Here is a 19648-nt window from a genome sequence, read left to right as displayed (position 1 = left end):
TTGAGGTCGCGGGCTCGCCGCGCCTCGGGGTGGAGGAAAGAAAGCAAGAGAGGGGGGGGGTAGGGCGACCCCTTCTTGCTTTCCACACCCCATCCCCGCCCCAAACCCCCAACCACACGCCGACGGCTCGCCGCGCCTCGGGGTGGACGAAACAAGAGAAGGGGGCCCCCTCTTGCTTTCCCCTCCCATCCCTCCACCCGCCCACCCACGCAGAAGGTGCCCGCGGTGGCCTTCCGCGGTACCCGCAGGCCAACCCCCAATGCGGCCGCGGCGTTTATTTCTTCCGCCACCTCTGTCTGAGTGAGCAGCACACAGCACAAAAACGTTTTGTGCTCTTTTCCGCCCCGCCGCTGCTCGCTGTTTTATTTCTTCCCGTTCCTCTACACCTTAGCAACCCTCTCTGTCGAACACAAACACCAAACACAGGAGCATTTCGATGCTTTTCAAAAAGTCCTCATCTTCCTCCCGTGCGCCAGGCGCATCGGACTCAAGGTCCATCGCCCGGGCGGCTGCCGGGTCTGCCGGCCCGATCGCCAATCCGTATCTCAATGCCCGTCGCGAGTGGGATGAGCGCTATGGTGATTTGATTTCCCGCGCAAAAAACTGGCGTATGGCTGCGATTGGTGCAATCGGCGTTGCCGCAATCGCGGTTTTCGGCGTCGTTTTCATCGGCTCGCAATCAAAAATCCAGCCTTTTGTGATTGCCGTCGACGACCTTGGTTCGCCGGTTGCCGTCGCGCGGCCCGCGCAATTGCAAAAAGCGGGTCAGCACGACGAGCGCGTCGTCAAAGCGCAACTCGCGAACTTCATTTTTAACGCCCGCTCGCTCATGCGCGATTTCTCCTCGCAACAGGTTCTGATTGATCGCGCATTTGCGATGCTCTCAACCGATGTCGCGCCGATGGTCACGGAATTCCAGCGCGATGTTCGTCTGCCGCTGCAGAAAAAAGGCACAGTCGTGTCGGTGCAGGTGCAAACCGTCATTCCCGCCGGCCCGGACACGTGGCAAATCGACTGGATTGAAGTCACGCAAGAGCCTGGTTTGACAGCGCAACGTGAAAATTGGCGGGCGCTGATTTCGATCGGCTTTGACGAAAAGATTGCCTCAAATCCTGAGTTGTTCTATTGGAATCCGCTGGGGATTTACATCAAACAAATCAATTGGCAAAAGGTTTCCGCCTGAATTGAAAGGACTGAATCATGAAAAAAATCCTTGTCTCCACCATCGCCGCGCTTGTTGGCGCCATTGCTTTCGCGAATGTTCCTACGCAAACCGTCACGCCCCCGCCGTTTGACAACCTCCCGGCGGCAAAAGAGCCTGCTGGCGGCGCGAAGCTTTCCCCGCGTGACCGCGCGGCGCTGGAGGCATACAAAAAGTGGGAGCAAACCGGAACTGCTGACGCGCTGGTCGGCGAAAACGGCGAAATTCGCTATCCGTATGACTTTTCGCGTCCGACAGTTACGTGCGCGCCTCTGCATGTTTGCACAATTCGTTTGATTCCCGGCGAGACGATTACGAGTATCGCGCTTGGCGATACAGTGCGCTGGCTTGTGCAGCAAACAACCGCCGGTGACCGCCCCGTCATTTTTCTGAAGCCGACCCAAGGGGGCATTTCGACCAATCTTGCGGTGACAACGGATGCAGGTCGACTGTATTACCTGCACGTCGTCGCGTCGGCAAAGGAATACACCCCGATTGTCGGCTTTTACGATCCTGCCGACATGTTGCGCAAGCAAACAGCGGAAGCGCGGGAAATTGAACGCTTGAAAAAGCAGCTTCAGGCGGCTGAGGAATCGGCCCGGCTGGCTCGCGAGGAAGCTGAACGTCGCGCCCGCGAGCATAAAGAGCGGACCGTTGTTGCCGAAGGCCCGGCGGCGGAATTCGATCCGACCAAGCTCGATTTCTCGATGCGTTGCGAAGCGAATTCGCGTGCTGCTCGGGAATTTGTGCCGACGCAGGTTTTTGCGACGAAAACGCATACTTTCATTCAGCTTCCTGATTCGCTTGAGGGCAAAGAAATTCCGGCCGTATTTCGCAAGTCGGGCGCGCAATTGCAGCTGCTGAATGTGCGGCGTAGCGGGTCGTATCTCGTGGTTGACGGAACGCCAAACGAAATTTCGCTCGCTCTTGATGTTGGCAGCAACGCGCGCGTTGTCGATTGTGTTCGCAAGTGAATTGACGGGGGAAGAAATGTCGACGTTTTACGATCCCGCACTTGACCCCGCGAATCAGTCGGCGGGGAATGCAATCTCGGGCGGTGAAAATAGCGTTTATGCGCAATCCGCCGAAGATGTCGTTGGCCCGGGCGTGACGGCGCAGGAGTTGAAGATTCATGCCGCGCCGAAAGAGACGAAACGCGCTTCGGACAAAGGCAAAAAGCTGATGTGGTTTAGCGGATTTGTCATTATTTCCGGGCTCGCAATCGGTATTGCGATGTCAGGGCAAAAGGGTGATGCACAATCCGCCGACGCGGCTAAAAGTGGGTCTGCGAATAGCAATAGCAAATCTACTACAGTTGTTGCGACAGCGCCTCGCGTGCAAGATCTTTCGAAGTCTTCGCCCGACACTGCTCTGTCGGACGCCGCCGGTGTTCCGCGCCCCGTTGATGCGCCCGGGGATGCTTCTGCGCCGGGTGCGTCGTCTGCGTCTGCACAAAATCGCCCGCCGACCCCGCGCGAGCAGTATCTCGAGTGGCTAGAAAAACACCGATACGATCGCTTGCGCGCGAAGCTCGTCGCTGATCAGAGCGCTTACACCGCGAAGCTCGTCGACGATGCTGCTGGCGCCTCGATGCGCGGCGCGGTCGCTCGCGCTGGCGTCAACCCGGCGGGTGTCGGCGCAGGATCTGGCGGCGGTGGCGAGGCTGTGGCATACACCGGTCAACCCCGGCCTGAGCGCCTCGATGCGGTCAACGCGGCGCTCGCGAGCGCTGCCGCTGCCGCCAACCGCGGCCCTGGTGTCCACGCTGCAGCCGCAGTTCCGCCCGTGCCTTTTGCCGCTGCGCGGACCGGCGCTCCTGGTGCTGCTGATGATCCCGTTGCTCGGGCGGAACGAGCGGAACGCTTTCTCGAAAGCGAACGCGACGCGGGCTATCTCGACTCGCGCGTCGCGGAAAAGCGCGCAGGCAATGAAATTGCCGCTGGAACAACGATTCCCGCGGTAATGCTCACTGCAATCAATTCCGACTTGCCCGGCTCAATTGTTGCGCAGGTGCGGTCAGACGTGTTTGACACGTTTGACTACCGCGTCAAACTGATTCCCGCTGGCTCGCGTCTTGTCGGGCGGTATTCCTCGGAAATCATTTACGGTCAAGAGCGTGTTCTAGCCGTGTGGGACGAGCTGATTTTCCCGAACGGGCGGCGAATCAATCTCAAAGGAATGCAGGCAACGGATGCCGTCGGTGCAGCGGGCATGTCTGACGAAGTGCACACGCATTTCTGGCGTACCTGGGGCAACGCGCTGCTTGTTTCAATGATCGGCGCGCTCGCGCAACAGGCGCAACCACAGAATTCGAGTGCGTTTTCCGCGCCAACGGCCTCGCAACAGGCAACGCAAGCGGCGGCGAATTCGTTGAATGAGACGGCGCAGGCGGTTTTACGGAAAAACCTGAATATTGCGCCAACGCTCGAAATCCGCCCGGGTTATCTGTTCAATGTGCTGGTCAATCGTTCGGTGTCGCTGCCCGCGTATCGTGATTGAGGTGGATTATGGGTGAAATTCTGGTCATTGTCGCGCTCGTCATGGCGGCGCTGTTTTCGAATGCGAAGGCGCAAGCACCGTCGTCGGACGAATTCGTTGGCGAAATGCAGGTGTTTTTGCAGCAAGAAGCCGCGAAATCGGGCATGGCATTTCGTGTCGACGGGCAACTGAAAGATCGCGTGTTCGTGCGCGTGTCGAGTATCTCGAAGTTAAAGTCGGACGTTGACATTGCTGAGCGACTGAAGCCTGTTGCGGCGCACTTGCCGCCGGGGGTTTCGATTCGCGTGCGGGACGGCGAAGTCGTGTTGCAGGTGCGGTGATGCTTGCTTCGGCTCTCTTGCTTGCTGCATCCCTGCCGTTTCCTGCGTGCATTGATCCGCTTGAGCGGCATTTCAATCTGCCCGCGGGAATCGTTAATGCCGTGATCGCGGTGGAGTCCGGTGGGCGCGTCGACGCGGTCAATCGAGCGAATCGCAACGGGACGACGGATTTCGGCTTGATGCAAGTCAACTCTTCGCATCTGCCTCGACTCGCGGCGCATGGTATCGATGAAAAGCGGCTGCTCTCTGACCCGTGCGCGAATGTCGCGGCGGGCGCAAACATTCTTCGCGAAGCTCTAGATAGTAGCAGCGGCGCGATTGTGCCAGCGCTGTCACGCTACAACACCGGGCGCTTTAGCGAAACGGGGTTCTCGTACGCGCAAAAAGTGCTGGCCCGCTGGAACAACGGCGGGGCAGCAATTGTTCATGCCGCGAATGCTCGACGAGAAAGCATCTCGCCGGCGCGTTCGCCGCTGATCGTTGCAAGCGCGAAAAGTTTTGAAGAAATGTCGTGGCGGTGATCGAAAAAACAACGCGTATAGCCGACGCGCTGGAAAAAATCTTCGGCGAAAAGGTTGCTTGCCGCCGACGTACAGGCGCGCTTTGGGAATTTACGGCGCCCGGTGATCGTAATGAATTCATGGGGCGTATCCGTGACGGCGGCGATACGCTGGAAATCTGGCATTTCGGGCGACAACGCGACTGGATTTTCGATTCGCGCTTTTCGAAAGTTCAAACGTCGTTTTCTGTGCCAGTGTTTCGCGCGCGCACAGAAGATGTTTTGAATGCAGAGCCGGGATTTGCAATTCGCAGGGCCGCGCCCATGCCCCAACAGCGGCTAAGTCAGCATGAGCTGTTTTCAGCGGCGGCAGAAAGCCTCGCGCGTCACGGGTGGGAATTGAAACGAATTTCGCAGGGAATCGGGTATTTTTCGAATGCCAATGGCCGCTCCCCGGCGGGGCGGCTGCATGTTACGGAAGATGCAGCGATTTTCTGGAGTCATCGCGGTGATGCAGACCTGGGTGAGCCGTGGGTTGGCACATTTAAAGACGGAATGCTGAAATTCTACGCACCTGAACGCGCGTTTCGTCAGCAACGCGACGTTGCTTGCCCGATGGTCACGGCATCGTTATTGAGCGAGACACGTGTTGAACATGATTTCGAGCGAATCGAATCGATTTGGTCAAAGCTGGCATTGAAGCCGGCCCCCGCGGAACACCGGCATTTTGTCAAAGGCGCGCCCTCTCCAGAGCGCGCATTGAAAAACGAAGGATTTGGCGTGTGTGCCAGTGGGCCGTATGCCGGCGCGGTGGCGGTTCCGATGTTTCAGTGGGAAGATGGTCGCGCGCGCATTGGCGGTATTCAAATGTTGCTGCCGGCAGAAAACCAGGAATTCGGAACGGATAAAACAATGATTCGAGGCTCTAAATTGGAAAAAGCATTTGCCATCGTGCCACTGATTGCCGCGGACGATGTGCCGAACTGGTTTGCGCAGGCGCGTGATTCGAAAGCGCGGGTTGTCTTGTGCGAGGGCGTGATGACGGCGCTGGCGGTGCACCAGTCGGGTGCGGGGCTGGCGGTGGCATGCTTTTCGTCTAACAATCTGGTGTCTGTTGCGAAATTGCTGCGCGAGCAATTGCCGGACAACCCAATTGTGATTGCCGCCGACAATGACATAGCGCTAACGCGCGACGGCAAGCTGAAGAGTCAAGCGGTTCTCAAAGCGTGCGAAGCCGCGCGGGAAGCCAATGCTCATGTCGCATTTATGGGCCGCTCGCGGCCCGTGGGCGCGGACGCGCGGGACATCTTCACGAGCGAGGGCCCCGAAGCGGTGAGGCGCTGGATGGATGCGGCTGCCGCGCCGGAAGCGGTGCGGGAACGCTTTGAAAAGCTCATTGAAAAGCGGCGCACTGAGCTCGGTGTTGAGCGCTGATCGCACTTATTTCTTCCCGTTCCTCTACCTTTGTGTGTGTACCACGCGTCCATGCGTCACACAATCAATCAACCTCAATTAGCTCGAAAGGGGTTTGGCATCATGAAAAAGCTCTTTGAACGTGTTCGCAACACGTACATCGTGAAAAAGGCCCGTCACACCGCCGCAATCGCGGCCGCGTCCGCGCTCGCTGCGCCCGCGGCGTTTGCCGGGACGGGGTTGCCGTGGGATTCCGCCGTGACGACGATTCGCAACAATTTGACTGGGCCGGTTGCAACCGCGATTTCGGTTGTGGCATTTTTGGCTGCCGGCGCGACGCTGGTCTTTGGCGGGGATGAGCTGGGCAATATCGCTAAACGGCTGCTGTATATCGTTCTCGGTATTGCGCTCATTGTTCTCGGCAACAACTTTCTCACGACGCTGGGCCTCGTCAATTCGGGCGGCCTGCTGTTTTGAGAAAAAAGGAGAGGGCGCATGGACGCGTGGGAAGTTCCAGTGCATCGGTCGTTGGTTCGACCGTTGCTGTTGTTGAACGGTGAGCGAGAACTCGTGATGATGCTCGGTATTGTTGCCGGGACTTTCATTGTCTCTCTTTTTCAGCTGTGGGCGGCTATTACAGGGGCGGTGCTTTGGTTTGTGGGGCTATTCTTTTTGCAGCGCATGGCGCAAAAAGACCCGAAACTCTCGAAAGTGTATTTTCGATCGTTGCGGTACACGCGAAAGCGTCACATCCCGTCGGCCTCCACGCCGTTTGCGCTGCCCGTTGAAATTCGCGAGGTGAAATAAATGCAACTGCAAGAATTCCGCTCCAAAGCCTTGGGCCTGCCGGATTTTTTGCCGTGGGCAGGTTTGATTGATAATGGCATTGTACTGACAAAATCCGGCGCTTTTTTGTCTGCTTTTGCTTTCCGCGGACCTGACCTCGACTCGTCGACGCGCGAGGAACTCGTCGCGGTAGCTGCGCGACTGAACGCCGCGCTGCTTCTGCCCGACGGCTGGAGCGCTCACGTCGATCTGATGCGCGAGCGCTCGCGGTTCGTGATGCCGCCGGGTGAGTTTCCCGACCGGACGACACGGCTGCTTGCCGATGCCCGGGCGATTGCGCGGGAGGGTGAGGACGCCGGTTTTGAGACGCGGGCGGTGATGACGTTCTGCTGGCACCCCGATCCTGATGCGGCGTCGAAAGTGGAGGCAATCTTCGTTGAAGGCGGCGAAACGCAGGGCTCGCACACGCGGGCGCTGGCCCGTTTCAAGAATGCGCTGCGCGAAGTCCGAGACCGGCTGTCCGGTCTCATGAAAATCGAGCGACTGATTGATCGCGAATTGCCCGACGGCTCGATTGACTCGCCGCTGCTCGCGCATCTTGCCGAATGCGTTGATTTTCAGCGTCGCGAGCGCTACATACTGCCCGAAATCCCGATGTATCTCGATGCGCGCTTGGGGCGCATTGGGGTGACGCCGGGTTTTGAGCCGATTGTCGGTCAAAAGACGGTCATTGCGCTTACGATCTCCGACATGCCGGCCACGTCACATCCTGGCATTCTCGATTTTCTCGGGCGTTTGCCGGTTGAATATCGGTGGTCGAACCGTTTTATTTTCTTGTCCGCTCGCCAAGCCGACAAGGAAATCAAGCGATTCCGCTCGAAATGGGCACAAAAGCGCCTGTCGCTGATGAATTTGCTGCGTTCGTCTCAAGGCGGCAATGTGACGCATATCAATCTCGACGCCGACGCGATGGCGCGCGATGCGGTGGAAGCGGAAGCGGAAAACTCGTCGGGACTGGTGCGGTTCGGGTATTGGACGAGCGTGATTCTGCTCGCACACGAAGATGCGAAAGTCGTGCGCGAAACTGCGCGGCAAGTGCAAAAGCGCATTGTCGATGCGGGTTTCGAGTGCATGATCGAAGACGTGAACGCGATGGAAGCGTATATCGGCTCGATGCCCGGCAACGTCGCCGCGAATGTGCGCAGACCGCTGATCAACACGATGAATCTCGCGCATTATTTGCCGGTGACGCAAGTCTGGACAGGGCCGGTGAAGCATCCGTGCCCGTTTTATCCTGCGGGTTCACCGCCGTTGCTGCTGACCGCAACCGACGGCGCGACACCGTACCGCCTCTGCCTGCACGCCGGCGACTTGGGGCATACGGCAATTGTTGGCCCGACCGGTTCGGGCAAGTCGACGCTGCTCGCGACGCTCGTTGCTGCGCATTTTCGCTACCCGCGCGCGCAGGCATTCGTGTTTGACAAGGGCTACTCGATGATGCCGCTTGTGCTCGCCGCGGGCGGCCAACATTACGACATCGCGGGCGAAGATGCGGCTGTAACGTTTTGTCCGCTTGCTGAAATCGATACAGACGCTGAGCGCGCGTGGGCGGCGGAATGGCTTGAGAGCTTGTGCGGGCTGCAGGGACTCGAGGTGACGCCAGAAATTCGCAAAGAATTGTTCCGCGCAGTCAAGCAACTGGCTGAGCAAACGACGATGCCGTTTGAGCGTACGATGACCGCATTTGTGACAGTCGTTCAAGACGAAAAAGTGCGCGCGGCGCTCGAATTCTATACGCTACTCGGCCCGGCAGGGCATTTGTTCGATGCGGCAGAAGATACGCTGTCTTCATCGCACTTTCAAGTGTTCGAAATCGAGCATCTGATGTCGCGGGGTGAACGCTTTGTCGTTCCGGCGCTGACGATGCTGTTTCATCGACTGAGCAAGCGTTTTGACGGCTCGCCGACGCTGCTCGTGCTCGACGAAGCGTGGATCATGCTCGGGCATCCAGTTTTCCGCGAGAAGATCCGGGAGTGGCTCAAAGTGCTGCGTAAATCAAACGTGGCGGTCATCTTCGCGACACAATCGTTGTCAGACTTGTCGAATTCGGGCATTGCGGATGTCGTTTTCGAGTCGTGCCCCTCGAAAATTCTGCTTGCGAATTCGGAAGCGCAGACTGAAGCGCTGATGCCGCTGTATCAAGCAATCGGCTTGAACTCGCGGCAAATTGAAATCATCGCGCGCATGACGCCGAAGCGCCAGTATTTCCACCTGCACCCGGACGGGCGGCGGGTGTTTGAGCTGGGGCTCACTGCAGAAGAGCTCGCATTTGTCGGGCGTTCCGACAAAGAGTCGCTGCGTCGGATTAGAGCGCTAGCCACAGAAGACCCAGAGGCCTGGCCGGCAACTTGGCTGCGCGAATGCGGGCTTGCGGACGCTGCAGAAGCGTGGTTGTCGTACGAGTGATTTGTTGGAGGACATGCATCATGAAAAAGCATCTCATCGCGGTACTGGCCGCTTCTCTTGCTTTCACCACCGTCCCGGCGCGGGCTGGGGGAGCGGCTGGCATGGCGACGGAATTCACGCAACTTGCCAACAATTCAGAACTCATCGCGATTTATGGGGAAAATGTCGCGCAAGTACAGCAATTGATTCAGCAGTATCAGAATATGATTCAAAATACGCTGGGTCTTTCAACGCAAATGTGGCCATCAATCATGGTTCAGATTTCTGATCTGATCGACAACATCGCGGCGGTGGACGGTGCGGCCAACGCGTCGGCAAACGCGCTGACGCAATTTGCGTCGCATTATAACGATGTCGCGTCTCTGAATTATGCGCAAATGATTCAGCGCTGGCGGACTGGTGTGAAAAACCAGATTGCAGAGTCGTTGCGTGCGGCGGGGTTGAATGCGAATCGCATGCGCGATGCACAAGAGGCGCTTGCCGAAATTCAAGCGGCGTCTCAGTCGGCGCAGGGGCGGATGCAGGTGCTACAGGCTGGCAATCAGATTGCCGGGCTGATGGTCAACGAAATTCAGTCGCTGCACGGGACAATTATCGCTGCTGAGCAGGCTCGGCAGAATTTCATGGCAACTGAAATTCGGGAAAAGGAAAAGAAGGAAGAGGCGTTTCGCGAGTTCTGGCGTGACGCGGGCCGCCGGCTTTGAATTCGGTCGGCAGTGAAAATGAAAGGAGCGCGCAATGGACATGCTCGATCGCATGCTGTCTTTCATGGAAGCCACTTACAGCGGGTGGCTTTCCAATGCGCTGACGATTGCAACCGCACTTTTTGGCATGCTTGCCGTGCTGGAATTGGCGTGGTTTGGTGCTCAAACTGTTCTGAAAAAAGGTGAACTGAGCGATTTGTTTGGCGGCGTCATTCTCAAAGTCGCCGCGCTCGGATTCTTCTTCACTGTCATTCAGCAGGCAGACAGTTGGATTCCCTTGATTCAGCAGTCGTTTGAACAGGCGGGTCAGCAAATTTCCGGCTCTTCACTGCCGACAACACCGTCGGCGCTTATTGACAGAGGAATCAGAATTGCAGCCCAAATCTGGGCAACAGACACGAGTGGGTATTTTTGGGAAGTTTCAGACAACTTGGCAAACGCGATTCTGCTGGCCTTGACCGCCCTCACGATCATCGTCTCGTTTGTCATCATTGCGCTACAGCTTTTTGTCGTCAAAGCAGAAATGCTGGTCGTAATGGTCGCGGGCGCGTTGATGTTGGGATTTTCGGGTTCCCGCTGGACGATGAATTTTGCTGAAAAATATTTTGGTTACGCGGTTTCAACCGGCGGCAAGTTGCTCGTGATCTTTGTTCTCGCGGGTTTTGGCACCGAATTTGCGAATAGTTTAGACACGATGGCAACGAATGTGTCCGGGGCGTCAAAGTTCGCTGTTTCGGACATGCTGTCAATTTTGGGATCGAGTGGCGTTTTTGCGGTCATGTCATTCATGATTCCGTCGCTTGCGGGTTCTGCGCTGTCCGGCGCAGCATCCCTGTCGTTGTCAAACACCGCGTCGGCGGCGTCGGGGATGCTGAGCAACGCAGCTTCCGGTGCGGCGGCTGTCGCATCGCCCGTCGCTCGTGTGTCGAGCATGGCGCTGGGCCGTGCGGCGGCGGCCTTCGCGCCGGCATCGGCGGTCGGGGCGGTGGCCGGTGTCGGGCGTGGCCCTGCGGGCGCCGGCGGATTCGGGTCGGTCGGTGGCGCGGTGCGGGCTTTTGGCGGTGGCGCTGCTGCTGGCGGCGCTGGCGGTGGTGTGGACCGCGGCGCTGGTGTGCAAGCGGCGGTCGGGGCTGGAAAGCAAGAGAGGGCGTCCGCGGACCCCGGCGGGGCGTCGGCGCGCGGCGGTGGTGCTGATGCCGGTGGTGCACCAGGATTTGCAGATCCGCGTGTCGTGCGTGGCGGCGCTGGTGGTGCTGGTGGCAACGCTGGTGGCGCTGGTGCGGGCACGACAGGCGCAGGGGATGAAATTGACCCGAAAGCCGCGCAACCCGGCGGCGGGCGGTTGCGCGACTATCGCGAAGAAGAAGCAGAGAAAAAGCGCGATATGCGTGCACGCGCGTCGTCAGGCAAGCTTTCGCGCATGCTGCTCAAAGCTGCAGACAAAACAAGTGCTGCGTCTGACGAAATGTCTGCTTTTGCGAAACGCCGCCGGCGCATGATGCCCGGCGACGGGCATACCGGCGCGGCGCCTGGGATCCGCCTCGGACTCGGCGACTAATAACAAATACACTCGCGCGCTCCTTGCCGAGCTTTTCCGCCCCCCACGGGGCGGTTTTTTTCTTCCGCTTCCTCTAGAGGATGTGTAACACAGAGGAGCGCGCAAAATGAAAAAGTTGGCATTTGCTGTACTTGCGTTCGTTCTGACGACGCATTCTTTGAGTTCTTTTGCCGAGCAATCGTCAGGGCCATTTATTTCCGGTATCTCTGTCAGTGTTGGTCCGATACCGTTCGAAGTCAATCCGCGGCATTCCAAAGCTGAGTTGCTCGTAACCGTCTCAAGAAACGTCGGCGGTAGCAAAAATGCTGAAACCTCGTTTCCGGTGACTGTCAAAGTTTCCCCCGTCTCGGACTTCTCGTCTGATCGCGCGAAAAATCTAATCATAAAGACCGGCGTCGATCAGCGAACTTTATCGTCATTTGGTTCCGTTACTTTTAAGGCGATTGTTTTCGTGCGTCCTGGCGCTGAGCTTTCGAAAGAAACCGACCGGCTCTATGTGCAGGTTTCTTCGCCGGTGGGCGGGCAATCGTATTCGATTCCGGTTTTGTGGAAGCAAAAATGATCCGGGGGTTTCAGAATGATCAGCGAACTCCGGTTCTTTGTTCTTTTTGTTGCTTGCGCCTGTGGCTCGCCCGTCTTTGCGACTGACGATTTTAACGTATCGGATGTTACATGCGGTGATCGTCGCTTTTCTGACGAGGCGTGGATTGGGGATTCCGCCGAAGACCATTTGCTATCACGGGTTGGCGGGTTGTCTGACGAAGTTAAATCGAGGTGCGAAATAAAAGAAGACGTTGTTTATGTGACCGCGAAAAAGCATGATTCCGTGGTTAATTTGACGCCTACAGCGCTGGAAAAAGAAAATCTTGTTTTAAGCAAGCATTTGGATTTTCGTTACCGTTTGCCGAATGTGGACATTCTGCATGCCGTAAGCGTTCCAGACGCGATGGCGGTCCACGCCCGGTTTGGTGTTAGAAATGACGGCGACTTTTTCGTTAATGCTTCCGCACTAAATGGCGCGGGTTACCGTGGCTTTGTGTCTGTTTCATTTACTGATAATGGACTGGGTTATAAAACCGGCAAAACTCTAAATCTCGGTGAAGCCTACATTGTTTCGCCGACGGGCTGGAGGTCCGGCCTGTTTAATGATGTGGCCGGCGCGGTTTTGGGTCTATCTATTCCGCTTAGCGAATCGCTTTTTGAGCGTGCACCAAATTCAAATTACGGCGGCCTGCTGTCGCTGGGCAATGATGCCCGCTCTGTTCTTGTCCCCCCGGGGGAGTTTTATCTGGAGAGTGTCTCGCCGACTGGCTTGTCTCATCGAAAATCGATTATCAAAACCGACACGCAAAGAATGCTGCTCATTGATGCTGACGAGGTTGCGCGGCTGCGCCGACAGTTGTTTTCTGTTGGAAGCCGAATCGCTGCGCCCGACGGTTCGACCTTGCTTTCCCGCCTCCCCACCCGGTTCGATCTGAATGTTGTTGGCGGGATTCAAGTGCAGTCTTCCTCGTTTTTTAACGCTCGGTCAGAGCGAAAGCCATTTTTTGCGATTTCTGGCAAGTTTTACGAATCCCAAGACTCGAGTGCACGTTTAATCGGGCATGTTGGCACTCGTGGGGTCTTTTTTGGTCTTTCCAAAACTTTTAGCGGTCACGGCTTGGGTGGCTTCCCCGTTTTTGCGGGCCTGAGATTCTCCGCGCCGAATTGGAAAGATCCGTCTTTTGGTGGCTTTAGTGGCTTTCGTTACGGGGATCTCTACTTAAATGCTCAAGCGGACTTTTCTCGCTTAAACAATCGGGCCACGGTTTTCGCGGGTTACAAGGACTATTATGCATCCTTTGCGATGCAAGAGGCTCGGTTTGCGGCGAGCGCTATCAGGGAAAATCGTTTTGAAATTGGCGCAAGCTTTCAGTTAAAGCAAGCCTCTATTCGGATATCTTTGGGTGTTGTAGACCGCAACACAGCCAGACGCCCCGAGAATTTTGTCTTCTTGTCCGCGGTCATTCCGTTTTCTGGCCGAATCGGAGATAATGGGCGGCTAACCGGTCATGCGTTTACGCAAGCTCGATCAATAAGATATCAGCAAGGATCTTTTACCGATATTGTGGCCGGCGTAACCGCTTCCGGCTCTATCGGTGACCGTCGATTTTCTTTTACCGGCGTGTCGCGAAAGGATAGCCAAAGCGTTTGGGGTCTTTTTGATTTTGGTCAGTTTTCGCTTGTTGGCAGCGGAAGCCTACCATCCGGTCGCGGCAATTTGACTTTATACGGGTCTGCGTTTTTTCTAAAAACTGAAGGGCAAGCCTCTTTCGGTTTTGCGAATCATTCTGTATCTTCATCCGCAAAAGATAAGCTGCTTGTTGTTTATGGCCCGCCTGGCCTTTCTTTTAAGACGCAAGGCTCTGCAATTTATCATGCCGTCGGTAAATCCGGTGTCACGGTGTTGCCGGTGTCCAGCGCGACAGAGTTCATTGACGTGTCTTTTAGCGATGATTCGAATGTTTCTGTTGACGGAACGCGTGAAAAAAGAATTTTTCTCTGTAAGAGCGCCTCATCGTGTGAGAAGGAGGCTATTGTGAAAGTTCATGTTGACGGCATTGACGCGAGGGAAGTCGAGTCGATGTTTGATGACACGCCCTGAACTTATGTGAGACCTTGAGGTGCTTTTATTTCTTCCGGCGGCTCTATGCTATGCGAGGTCGCGTGTCGGTGTGCACGACGGCGTAGCAATGTGTCTAACCCAACCCTGTGGAGCATCCTTTTATGAACACGAAGATTCTTTCGAAGAAGATTTCGGCTGCTGCCGTGGCTGTTGCCGGCGCCCTTTCGCTGCTGGCCCCGGCTGCGCACGCCGGTTCGGCTAGCGGAACGCTGGACGGCTCAATCTCGATTACCGGCGGCTGTATGATTAAAAACGGCGCATTCTCGTTGAGCTTGAATCCAGCGGGTTCGTCGAATGTTATTGAAAACATACCCGGCTTGGGCAATTCGATTGTGCTTGCGCAACAAACGATTGACTTTCGTGCCGGCTGCGCCGCTGGAATATCCGGCACGCTTCGTGTCGCACAAAATTCGTCTCTTTTTTTGACGGGCGGCGCTTTGGCGACAAAGACAGCCCGCGGATATAACACAGGCGTGAACAAGTACTACATTTCCGGAAATGGGACAGACATTCCCGGTAGTCAACATATTTATTTTGATATTACCAAAGGGGATTGCGCGACTCCGTTAAATGAAAGTGTAACGGGCACCGGGTATCTTGAAAACTTTAGCGCCTGCATTAAAGCGGTTATTCCTGGTACAAGCCCATCACTCTGGCCGACGGTAAGCGGGACAATTTCGTTTCCGCTGGAAATTTCATTTTAACCGCTGAATACTGGAGCCCCGCCTTCTGGTGGGGCTATCAACACGGAGCGCAAAAATGGAAACTTTGCTCACCCCCGAACAAGAACGCCGCGTTGCGGTATTTCAGCGCTATGAGAAGATTGCTGCGCCGGTGCGCGAACTGCGCAACGGCAAGATCGCCGAGTTCGAGAAAGAGTGGTCGGACCGAATGATGAATTTCATCATAGAGTCTGATCAGAATCGCTATGATCGTATGAAAGCGCTGCAAGATCGCGGAATTTCAGAGACCGCTGCGCGTGCGCGGGTGGCGCTTGAAATCGCTGTCGAATTCGAGTCGTTGACTGCTGAGAAAGATGCCGCAGCGCGCAAGCTGGACGAATCGCTGGAAAAGCCGATGCGCTGGCGCGATTTTGTCAAGCAAGAACTGGACGAAACCCCCGGCGACCCGGTGCTGATGTCGCTTCTCGAAGAAGCAGACAAAGTCGATCACGATTTAGCGGTTGACGGTTTTCTGAAGTCACCTCCGCCGGAGCGCGTCTTGTCTGACTTGACCGCTATTGAAGAGGAAAAAGGCGTCGCATTCAAGCGTGGGATGCAGACCGTGTTTCGTGACGCAGGGCCTCGGCTGGATGTGTTCAAACTCGATGATCGCGATATCGAAGCGGCACTTAAAGTCGCGGCACAAAAGTTCGATCCCGAAAAGGGCCTTTTGCTCACCGGCGACACGGCTTTTAAAACGCGTGCTGCGGAAATCGCGGGCAAGCTCGGGCTCAAACTGCGCAACACGGAACCCGAAGTGCTGATGGCGTGGGCGCGCGGCGCAGAAAAGAACCCGCAACTGTCTAAATCGGTTGCGCCGTCAGTTGCGCGTGGCATCGAGGGCGACGAGCGGCAGCCGGAAATCAATCGCTACCGCGGCGAACAATTGCTGCGTATTGCGCCTGAAACAGCGCTGGCATGGGGCGACGATATTGAAAAGCACGGTCTGACGTTTGAAGCCCTCGGCGTTCGCGACGGTTTCGTCGCGGTCAAAATGCCGGCTGACCGGATGGAAAAGGCGTTCGAAAACTGGCGCTCGCTCGACAAAGCCGTGATGGACGAATTGCAAAAAGCCGATTTGAGCAAGCCCGACGGTGGTCTGAAGTTGTCTGACAACGCGCGGCGGGTGCTGGTTGAACGAGAAATGATTAGTGAAGACGGCACGCTCAAACCCGCGGGCGTCGATGTCGTGCTGCTGCGCGACGATCACGTGCTGCGCTCGCGCGAAGACGCGAAGCTGAAGCAGATTTTCGCGCCCGGCGCTGATCTCAAGACGTCGCATGAGTTTGTGCGCGAAGCGGCTGGCGAACTGCGCGGCGGTCGCAAGCGCGCCCCGGTGCAGGAGCGTGCGGAGGCGCAGGAGCAGATTGAGAAAGCGGAAGAGAAAAGCGCGCAACAGCAAGACGAAAAGCAGCAGGAAGTGAAGAGCGAAGAGCTTACCGTCGACGCGCCGAAGCCGCGTGCAAAGAAGAAAGAAGTCGATCTCGGGATCGGCATGTAACGCAACCGGCGGCCCGCGCGATGCGGGCTTTTCTCGTGAAAGGAGTTGTGCAATGAACTCGTTTCTGCATGTTTTTGTCGTCGAAATCGACGGCAAGCTCGTTTCAATCGAGGCGGTGGAATCTGAACACGCTGACATCGCGGGTATTCTCGATGATGCCGCTTCGGATGATCCGTGCACCGCGGAGGGCTGAGTCATGGAAAAAGAAAAGCAAGCGCGTGACGTGCGTCAAGAAGTCACTGACGCAATCGTGAAAAAGCTCGAAGCCGGGGTGATGCCATGGCGTCGCGGCTGGTCGTCTGCTGAACAAGCAAAAGATGCGTTGTTGCTGCCGCGCAACGGCGAAACCGGCAGAGCTTACCGCGGGGGAAATCGGCTGTATTTGATGACGATGATGCAGGAAAAGGGCTGGTCCGATCCGCGCTTCATGACTTTCAATCAATTGCAAAAACTCGATGCTGGCCCGCGCAAGGGTGAAAAAGGCCTCCCAGTCGAGTATTGGGACGAACTGCCGTTTTGGAAGCGGCGCGACGTTGATGTGCTGCTTTGCGGCGAGAAAGTCAAAGTGCACGCAGTCGATCCGCAGCTAAAAATCGCAACCGTTGGCGACGACCGACGCGATGTGCACACGCAGTCGCTGTTTGTCCAGGGTCCGGCGGGCCAAGTGATTTCGTGGGGCGCGGCGGAACGGTCGCTCAATCTGCTGTTTGCGAAATATGCTGTTGTGTTCAACGTAGAGCAGTGCCGCGGACTCGAAAAATGGCTCGAACAAAACCCGATTGAGAAGCCACAGCGCACAGAAATCGGGCTTGATGAGACGCTTTCCAAGATCGTGGCCGGCATAGAAAAAACGGGTCTTGTTGTCAAACATGAGCCGCAGGATCGTGCGTTTTACACGCCGCTCGCCGACCGAATCACGATGCCGCGCCCGGAACAGTTTCATAGCGTGGCAGAGTATCGTTCGACGCTGTTGCATGAGCTTGGGCATGCAACCGGACACGAAAAGCGACTTGCCCGCGAAGGCATTACGAAGATCGCGCCTTTTGGCTCTGAAATTTACGCAAAAGAGGAACTCGTTGCTGAACTGACAAGCGCGTTCATGGCGGCGGAAACCGGCATTGAGCGGCTTGACGATTCGCATGCGTCGTATATCGATTCGTGGTTGAAAGCACTCAAAGGTCAAAACGGGAAACACGTTTTGTTCGAAGCGGCCCGGGACGCGGAAAAGGCGACGGACTACCTGTTAGATCGCGGGCGTGGGATTGAAATCGAAAAGGCCCGTGAGACAAAAGCAAAAAACAAGGGGCAAGAGTTGGAAATTGCTTGATTGCAAGACGGGGAGCGCGCGATGAGTCAACAAAATGCAATCTACACGATTCCGAATTCAAAAGGCGACTTGGCGAAAATTTGGTGGATGGCAGCGCTGGTGTGGCTAGCCATTGCCGTCATCGGTTTGATTCTCGCCACACAATTTGTCGCTCGCAAATTCGGATACGACGCAGTTTTGGGTGAACCGATCGCGGGCAATTTGTATTCGCCGCTCGCAATTGTCGGGTGGATATTCAAGTGGTGGCGGCCCGACATCCCCGCCGACACGCGGGATGTGCTCTCGAATGCGATTTTGATCGCTGTCGGTACGTCCGGCGCAGGATTGATCGCGGCGGTTGCGCTGGTCGTACACCGAACGCGGCGGCTGAAAGACCAGGAAAACCATCTTCACGGCTCGGCAGGTTGGGCAACGCAAGAGGACATTCAAGCGTCTGGCCTGCTGCCGTCGGATAAAAACCGCGGCGGCTGTCTGCTGGGCGCCGTCGATCTGCCCGTGCCGCTGCGCAAGCGCTTGGGCGCAGCGACGAAGAAGCTGAGCGCAGGGGAATTCACGCAAGCGAAAGCGCTTCTCTTTGAGACGACGCAACGCATTTATCTGCGTCATGCCGGCCCCGAGCACATTCTCGTATTTGCGCCAACCCGCTCGGGGAAGGGCGTTGGGATTGTCGTGCCGACGTTGCTGTCGTGGTCGGAATCCGTGCTGGTGCATGATATTAAAGGCGAAAACTTTGCGCTGACCAGCGGATTTCGGCAAAAAGTGCTGAAACAGCGCTGCTTGCGTTTTGCGCCGTCAGAAGTCGGGTCGGTGAAATTCAATCCGCTGGAAGAGATTCGGCGCGATGGGAACATCGTCAAAGACGTTCAGAACATCGCCACGATGATTGTTGATCCAGACGGAAAGGGGCTTAATGATCACTGGGCCAAGACGGGGTTTGATTTGCTCACCGGGGTAATCCTCTTCGTCTTGCTTTGTCCTGCCATCCCCAACGCAAAGCGTTCGCTTTCTACAGTTCAGGCGATTCTGTCGGACGGCGGCATCATTCGTGAACTCGCGGAAGAGGCGGCAAAGAAAAAGAACGCGGAAGAGCCGGAAACCGGCGTGCGGGCGGTGATGGAATTTATTCGGGATTCAGGGTTCGAGGCCCTGGCGCAGGCCGGACAATTGCGCGAATTCGAGCGCATCGGCTGGCAAACCGCGGCGCAGGCGGCGCAATCGTATCTCAACAAGGCGCCGAACGAGGCGTCGGGTGTGCTGTCCACGGCGCTTTCGTTTCTCGCTCTCTACCGCGACCCGATTGTCGCGGAAAACACAGATTCGAGCGATTTCACAATTGAATCGCTGATGCAGCAGCCGTCGTCGTTGTATCTCGTCGTGCCGCCGTCGGATAAAGATCGGCTGAAACCGCTGATCCGGCTCATCATTAATCAGGTCGTGCGGCGGCTGACGGAATCGATGGAATTTGAGCCGGGCGGTGCATCGAAGACGCGCTATAAACACCGGCTGTTGTTGCTCATTGATGAATTCCCGGCGCTGGGCAAGCTCGATGTTTTTGAAGAGGCGCTTGCGTTCATCGCGGGCTACGGATTGAAAGCGCTGCTAATCGCGCAAGACTTGTCGCAGTTGCAAAAAGCATACACGAAAGACGAGTCGATTGTGTCGAACTGTCACATTCGAATTGCTTACGCGCCGAATAAAGTGGAGACCGCTGAGCTGCTTTCTAAAATGACCGGGCAAACGACGGTCAAATACGAGCAGCGTAACTATAGCGGTTCGCGGCTATCGTTGCTGCTCAACAACGTGTCTACAAACGAGCAGTTGACGCAACGCGCGCTGCTGACAGCGGACGAGTGCATGCGGCTGCCGCCGGATGATGAATTGGTATTTGTGGCAGGGTTTAAACCAATCTACGGCAAAAAGATCAAATACTATGAAGACCCGATTTTGTCCGCGCGGCAGCGGATGGGGCCGGCGGTTTGAGTAGCGG

18 protein-coding genes are annotated in these 19648 nt (G+C 56.5%); all 18 read left to right on the top strand.

What is annotated here, in order from left to right; translation table 11 throughout:
• The first annotated feature begins 436 nt into the window (after positions 1–436).
• The 18 genes from Tchar_RS04660 to Tchar_RS04580 all read left to right on the top strand — a co-directional run bounded on the left by Tchar_RS04660 (position 437) and on the right by Tchar_RS04580 (position 19641).
• On the top strand, positions 437–1183 hold the full coding sequence (locus Tchar_RS04660; protein WP_144327920.1) for a VirB8/TrbF family protein: 747 nt from the start codon (positions 437–439) through the stop codon (positions 1181–1183).
• A 17-nt stretch (positions 1184–1200) separates the two neighbouring features.
• Entirely contained in the window at positions 1201–2175 is a 975-nt protein-coding gene (locus Tchar_RS04655; RefSeq protein ID WP_144327919.1) for a TrbG/VirB9 family P-type conjugative transfer protein, read from the top strand.
• Positions 2132–3700 (top strand): TrbI/VirB10 family protein, encoded by a 1569-nt coding sequence (locus tag Tchar_RS04650; protein WP_161595453.1) that lies wholly within the window; start codon positions 2132–2134, stop codon positions 3698–3700. Before Tchar_RS04655 ends, Tchar_RS04650 begins: the two co-directional genes overlap by 44 nt.
• Positions 3701–3708: 8 nt before the next feature.
• On the top strand, positions 3709–4020 hold the full coding sequence (locus tag Tchar_RS04645; RefSeq protein WP_144327917.1) for a hypothetical protein: 312 nt from the start codon (positions 3709–3711) through the stop codon (positions 4018–4020).
• Entirely contained in the window at positions 4020–4541 is a 522-nt protein-coding gene (locus Tchar_RS04640) for a lytic transglycosylase domain-containing protein (protein WP_144327916.1), read from the top strand. Before Tchar_RS04645 ends, Tchar_RS04640 begins: the two co-directional genes overlap by 1 nt.
• Positions 4532–5953 (top strand): toprim domain-containing protein, encoded by a 1422-nt coding sequence (locus Tchar_RS04635; RefSeq protein ID WP_144327915.1) that lies wholly within the window; start codon positions 4532–4534, stop codon positions 5951–5953. Before Tchar_RS04640 ends, Tchar_RS04635 begins: the two co-directional genes overlap by 10 nt.
• Positions 5954–6055: 102 nt before the next feature.
• Entirely contained in the window at positions 6056–6409 is a 354-nt protein-coding gene (locus Tchar_RS04630) for a TrbC/VirB2 family protein (protein ID WP_144327914.1), read from the top strand.
• A gap of 18 nt (positions 6410–6427) precedes the next feature.
• A complete protein-coding gene (gene trbD / locus Tchar_RS04625) occupies positions 6428–6739 on the top strand; it encodes a conjugal transfer protein TrbD (RefSeq protein WP_144327913.1) in 312 nt (103 codons plus the stop codon).
• A complete protein-coding gene (locus tag Tchar_RS04620) occupies positions 6740–9184 on the top strand; it encodes a VirB4 family type IV secretion/conjugal transfer ATPase (protein WP_144327912.1) in 2445 nt (814 codons plus the stop codon).
• A gap of 20 nt (positions 9185–9204) precedes the next feature.
• Positions 9205–9888, top strand: coding sequence for a P-type conjugative transfer protein TrbJ (trbJ, locus tag Tchar_RS04615; RefSeq protein WP_161595452.1), 684 nt, complete (start codon positions 9205–9207; stop codon positions 9886–9888).
• 34 nt (positions 9889–9922) lie between these two features.
• On the top strand, positions 9923–11446 hold the full coding sequence (gene trbL, locus Tchar_RS14195; protein WP_144327910.1) for a P-type conjugative transfer protein TrbL: 1524 nt from the start codon (positions 9923–9925) through the stop codon (positions 11444–11446).
• 106 nt (positions 11447–11552) lie between these two features.
• Complete coding sequence (locus Tchar_RS04605; RefSeq protein ID WP_144327909.1) at positions 11553–12008, top strand: hypothetical protein; 456 nt, start codon at positions 11553–11555, stop codon at positions 12006–12008.
• Between the two features lie 15 nt (positions 12009–12023).
• Positions 12024–14090: a hypothetical protein gene (locus Tchar_RS04600; RefSeq protein WP_144327908.1), complete on the top strand. Its 2067-nt coding sequence runs from the start codon at positions 12024–12026 to the stop codon at positions 14088–14090.
• A 122-nt stretch (positions 14091–14212) separates the two neighbouring features.
• Positions 14213–14815 (top strand): hypothetical protein, encoded by a 603-nt coding sequence (locus Tchar_RS04595; RefSeq protein WP_144327907.1) that lies wholly within the window; start codon positions 14213–14215, stop codon positions 14813–14815.
• A gap of 55 nt (positions 14816–14870) precedes the next feature.
• Positions 14871–16334, top strand: coding sequence for an LPD7 domain-containing protein (locus tag Tchar_RS04590; protein ID WP_144327906.1), 1464 nt, complete (start codon positions 14871–14873; stop codon positions 16332–16334).
• Between the two features lie 52 nt (positions 16335–16386).
• Positions 16387–16527: a hypothetical protein gene (locus tag Tchar_RS13720; RefSeq protein ID WP_161595451.1), complete on the top strand. Its 141-nt coding sequence runs from the start codon at positions 16387–16389 to the stop codon at positions 16525–16527.
• A gap of 3 nt (positions 16528–16530) precedes the next feature.
• Positions 16531–17661: an ArdC family protein gene (locus Tchar_RS04585; protein ID WP_144327905.1), complete on the top strand. Its 1131-nt coding sequence runs from the start codon at positions 16531–16533 to the stop codon at positions 17659–17661.
• Between the two features lie 21 nt (positions 17662–17682).
• Positions 17683–19641 (top strand): type IV secretory system conjugative DNA transfer family protein, encoded by a 1959-nt coding sequence (locus tag Tchar_RS04580; protein WP_236640229.1) that lies wholly within the window; start codon positions 17683–17685, stop codon positions 19639–19641.
• Positions 19642–19648 lie beyond the last annotated feature (7 nt).

The organism is Tepidimonas charontis, assembly GCF_007556685.1.
Taxonomy (GTDB): Bacteria; Pseudomonadota; Gammaproteobacteria; order Burkholderiales; family Burkholderiaceae_C; genus Tepidimonas; species Tepidimonas charontis.
Note: the sequence above shows the minus strand (reverse complement) of the source record. Positions and strands in the feature narration are given on the sequence as shown.

Excerpts from the sequence above, each read along its gene's own strand:
- Tchar_RS04605 (WP_144327909.1), top strand. The coding sequence starts at position 11,553 with ATGAAAAAGTTGGCATTTGCTGTACTTGCGTTCGTTCTGACGACGCAT.
- Tchar_RS04620 (WP_144327912.1), top strand. The coding sequence starts at position 6,740 with ATGCAACTGCAAGAATTCCGCTCCAAAGCCTTGGGCCTGCCGGATTTT.
- Tchar_RS04600 (WP_144327908.1), top strand. The coding sequence starts at position 12,024 with ATGATCAGCGAACTCCGGTTCTTTGTTCTTTTTGTTGCTTGCGCCTGT.
- Tchar_RS04655 (WP_144327919.1), top strand. The coding sequence starts at position 1,201 with ATGAAAAAAATCCTTGTCTCCACCATCGCCGCGCTTGTTGGCGCCATT.
- Tchar_RS04650 (WP_161595453.1), top strand. The coding sequence starts at position 2,132 with ATGTTGGCAGCAACGCGCGCGTTGTCGATTGTGTTCGCAAGTGAATTG.
- trbL (WP_144327910.1), top strand. The coding sequence starts at position 9,923 with ATGGACATGCTCGATCGCATGCTGTCTTTCATGGAAGCCACTTACAGC.
- trbJ (WP_161595452.1), top strand. The coding sequence starts at position 9,205 with ATGAAAAAGCATCTCATCGCGGTACTGGCCGCTTCTCTTGCTTTCACC.
- Tchar_RS04660 (WP_144327920.1), top strand. The coding sequence starts at position 437 with ATGCTTTTCAAAAAGTCCTCATCTTCCTCCCGTGCGCCAGGCGCATCG.
- Tchar_RS13720 (WP_161595451.1), top strand. The coding sequence starts at position 16,387 with ATGAACTCGTTTCTGCATGTTTTTGTCGTCGAAATCGACGGCAAGCTC.
- Tchar_RS04595 (WP_144327907.1), top strand. The coding sequence starts at position 14,213 with ATGAACACGAAGATTCTTTCGAAGAAGATTTCGGCTGCTGCCGTGGCT.
- trbD (WP_144327913.1), top strand. The coding sequence starts at position 6,428 with ATGGACGCGTGGGAAGTTCCAGTGCATCGGTCGTTGGTTCGACCGTTG.
- Tchar_RS04645 (WP_144327917.1), top strand. The coding sequence starts at position 3,709 with ATGGGTGAAATTCTGGTCATTGTCGCGCTCGTCATGGCGGCGCTGTTT.
- Tchar_RS04590 (WP_144327906.1), top strand. The coding sequence starts at position 14,871 with ATGGAAACTTTGCTCACCCCCGAACAAGAACGCCGCGTTGCGGTATTT.
- Tchar_RS04640 (WP_144327916.1), top strand. The coding sequence starts at position 4,020 with ATGCTTGCTTCGGCTCTCTTGCTTGCTGCATCCCTGCCGTTTCCTGCG.
- Tchar_RS04585 (WP_144327905.1), top strand. The coding sequence starts at position 16,531 with ATGGAAAAAGAAAAGCAAGCGCGTGACGTGCGTCAAGAAGTCACTGAC.
- Tchar_RS04580 (WP_236640229.1), top strand. The coding sequence starts at position 17,683 with ATGAGTCAACAAAATGCAATCTACACGATTCCGAATTCAAAAGGCGAC.
- Tchar_RS04630 (WP_144327914.1), top strand. The coding sequence starts at position 6,056 with ATGAAAAAGCTCTTTGAACGTGTTCGCAACACGTACATCGTGAAAAAG.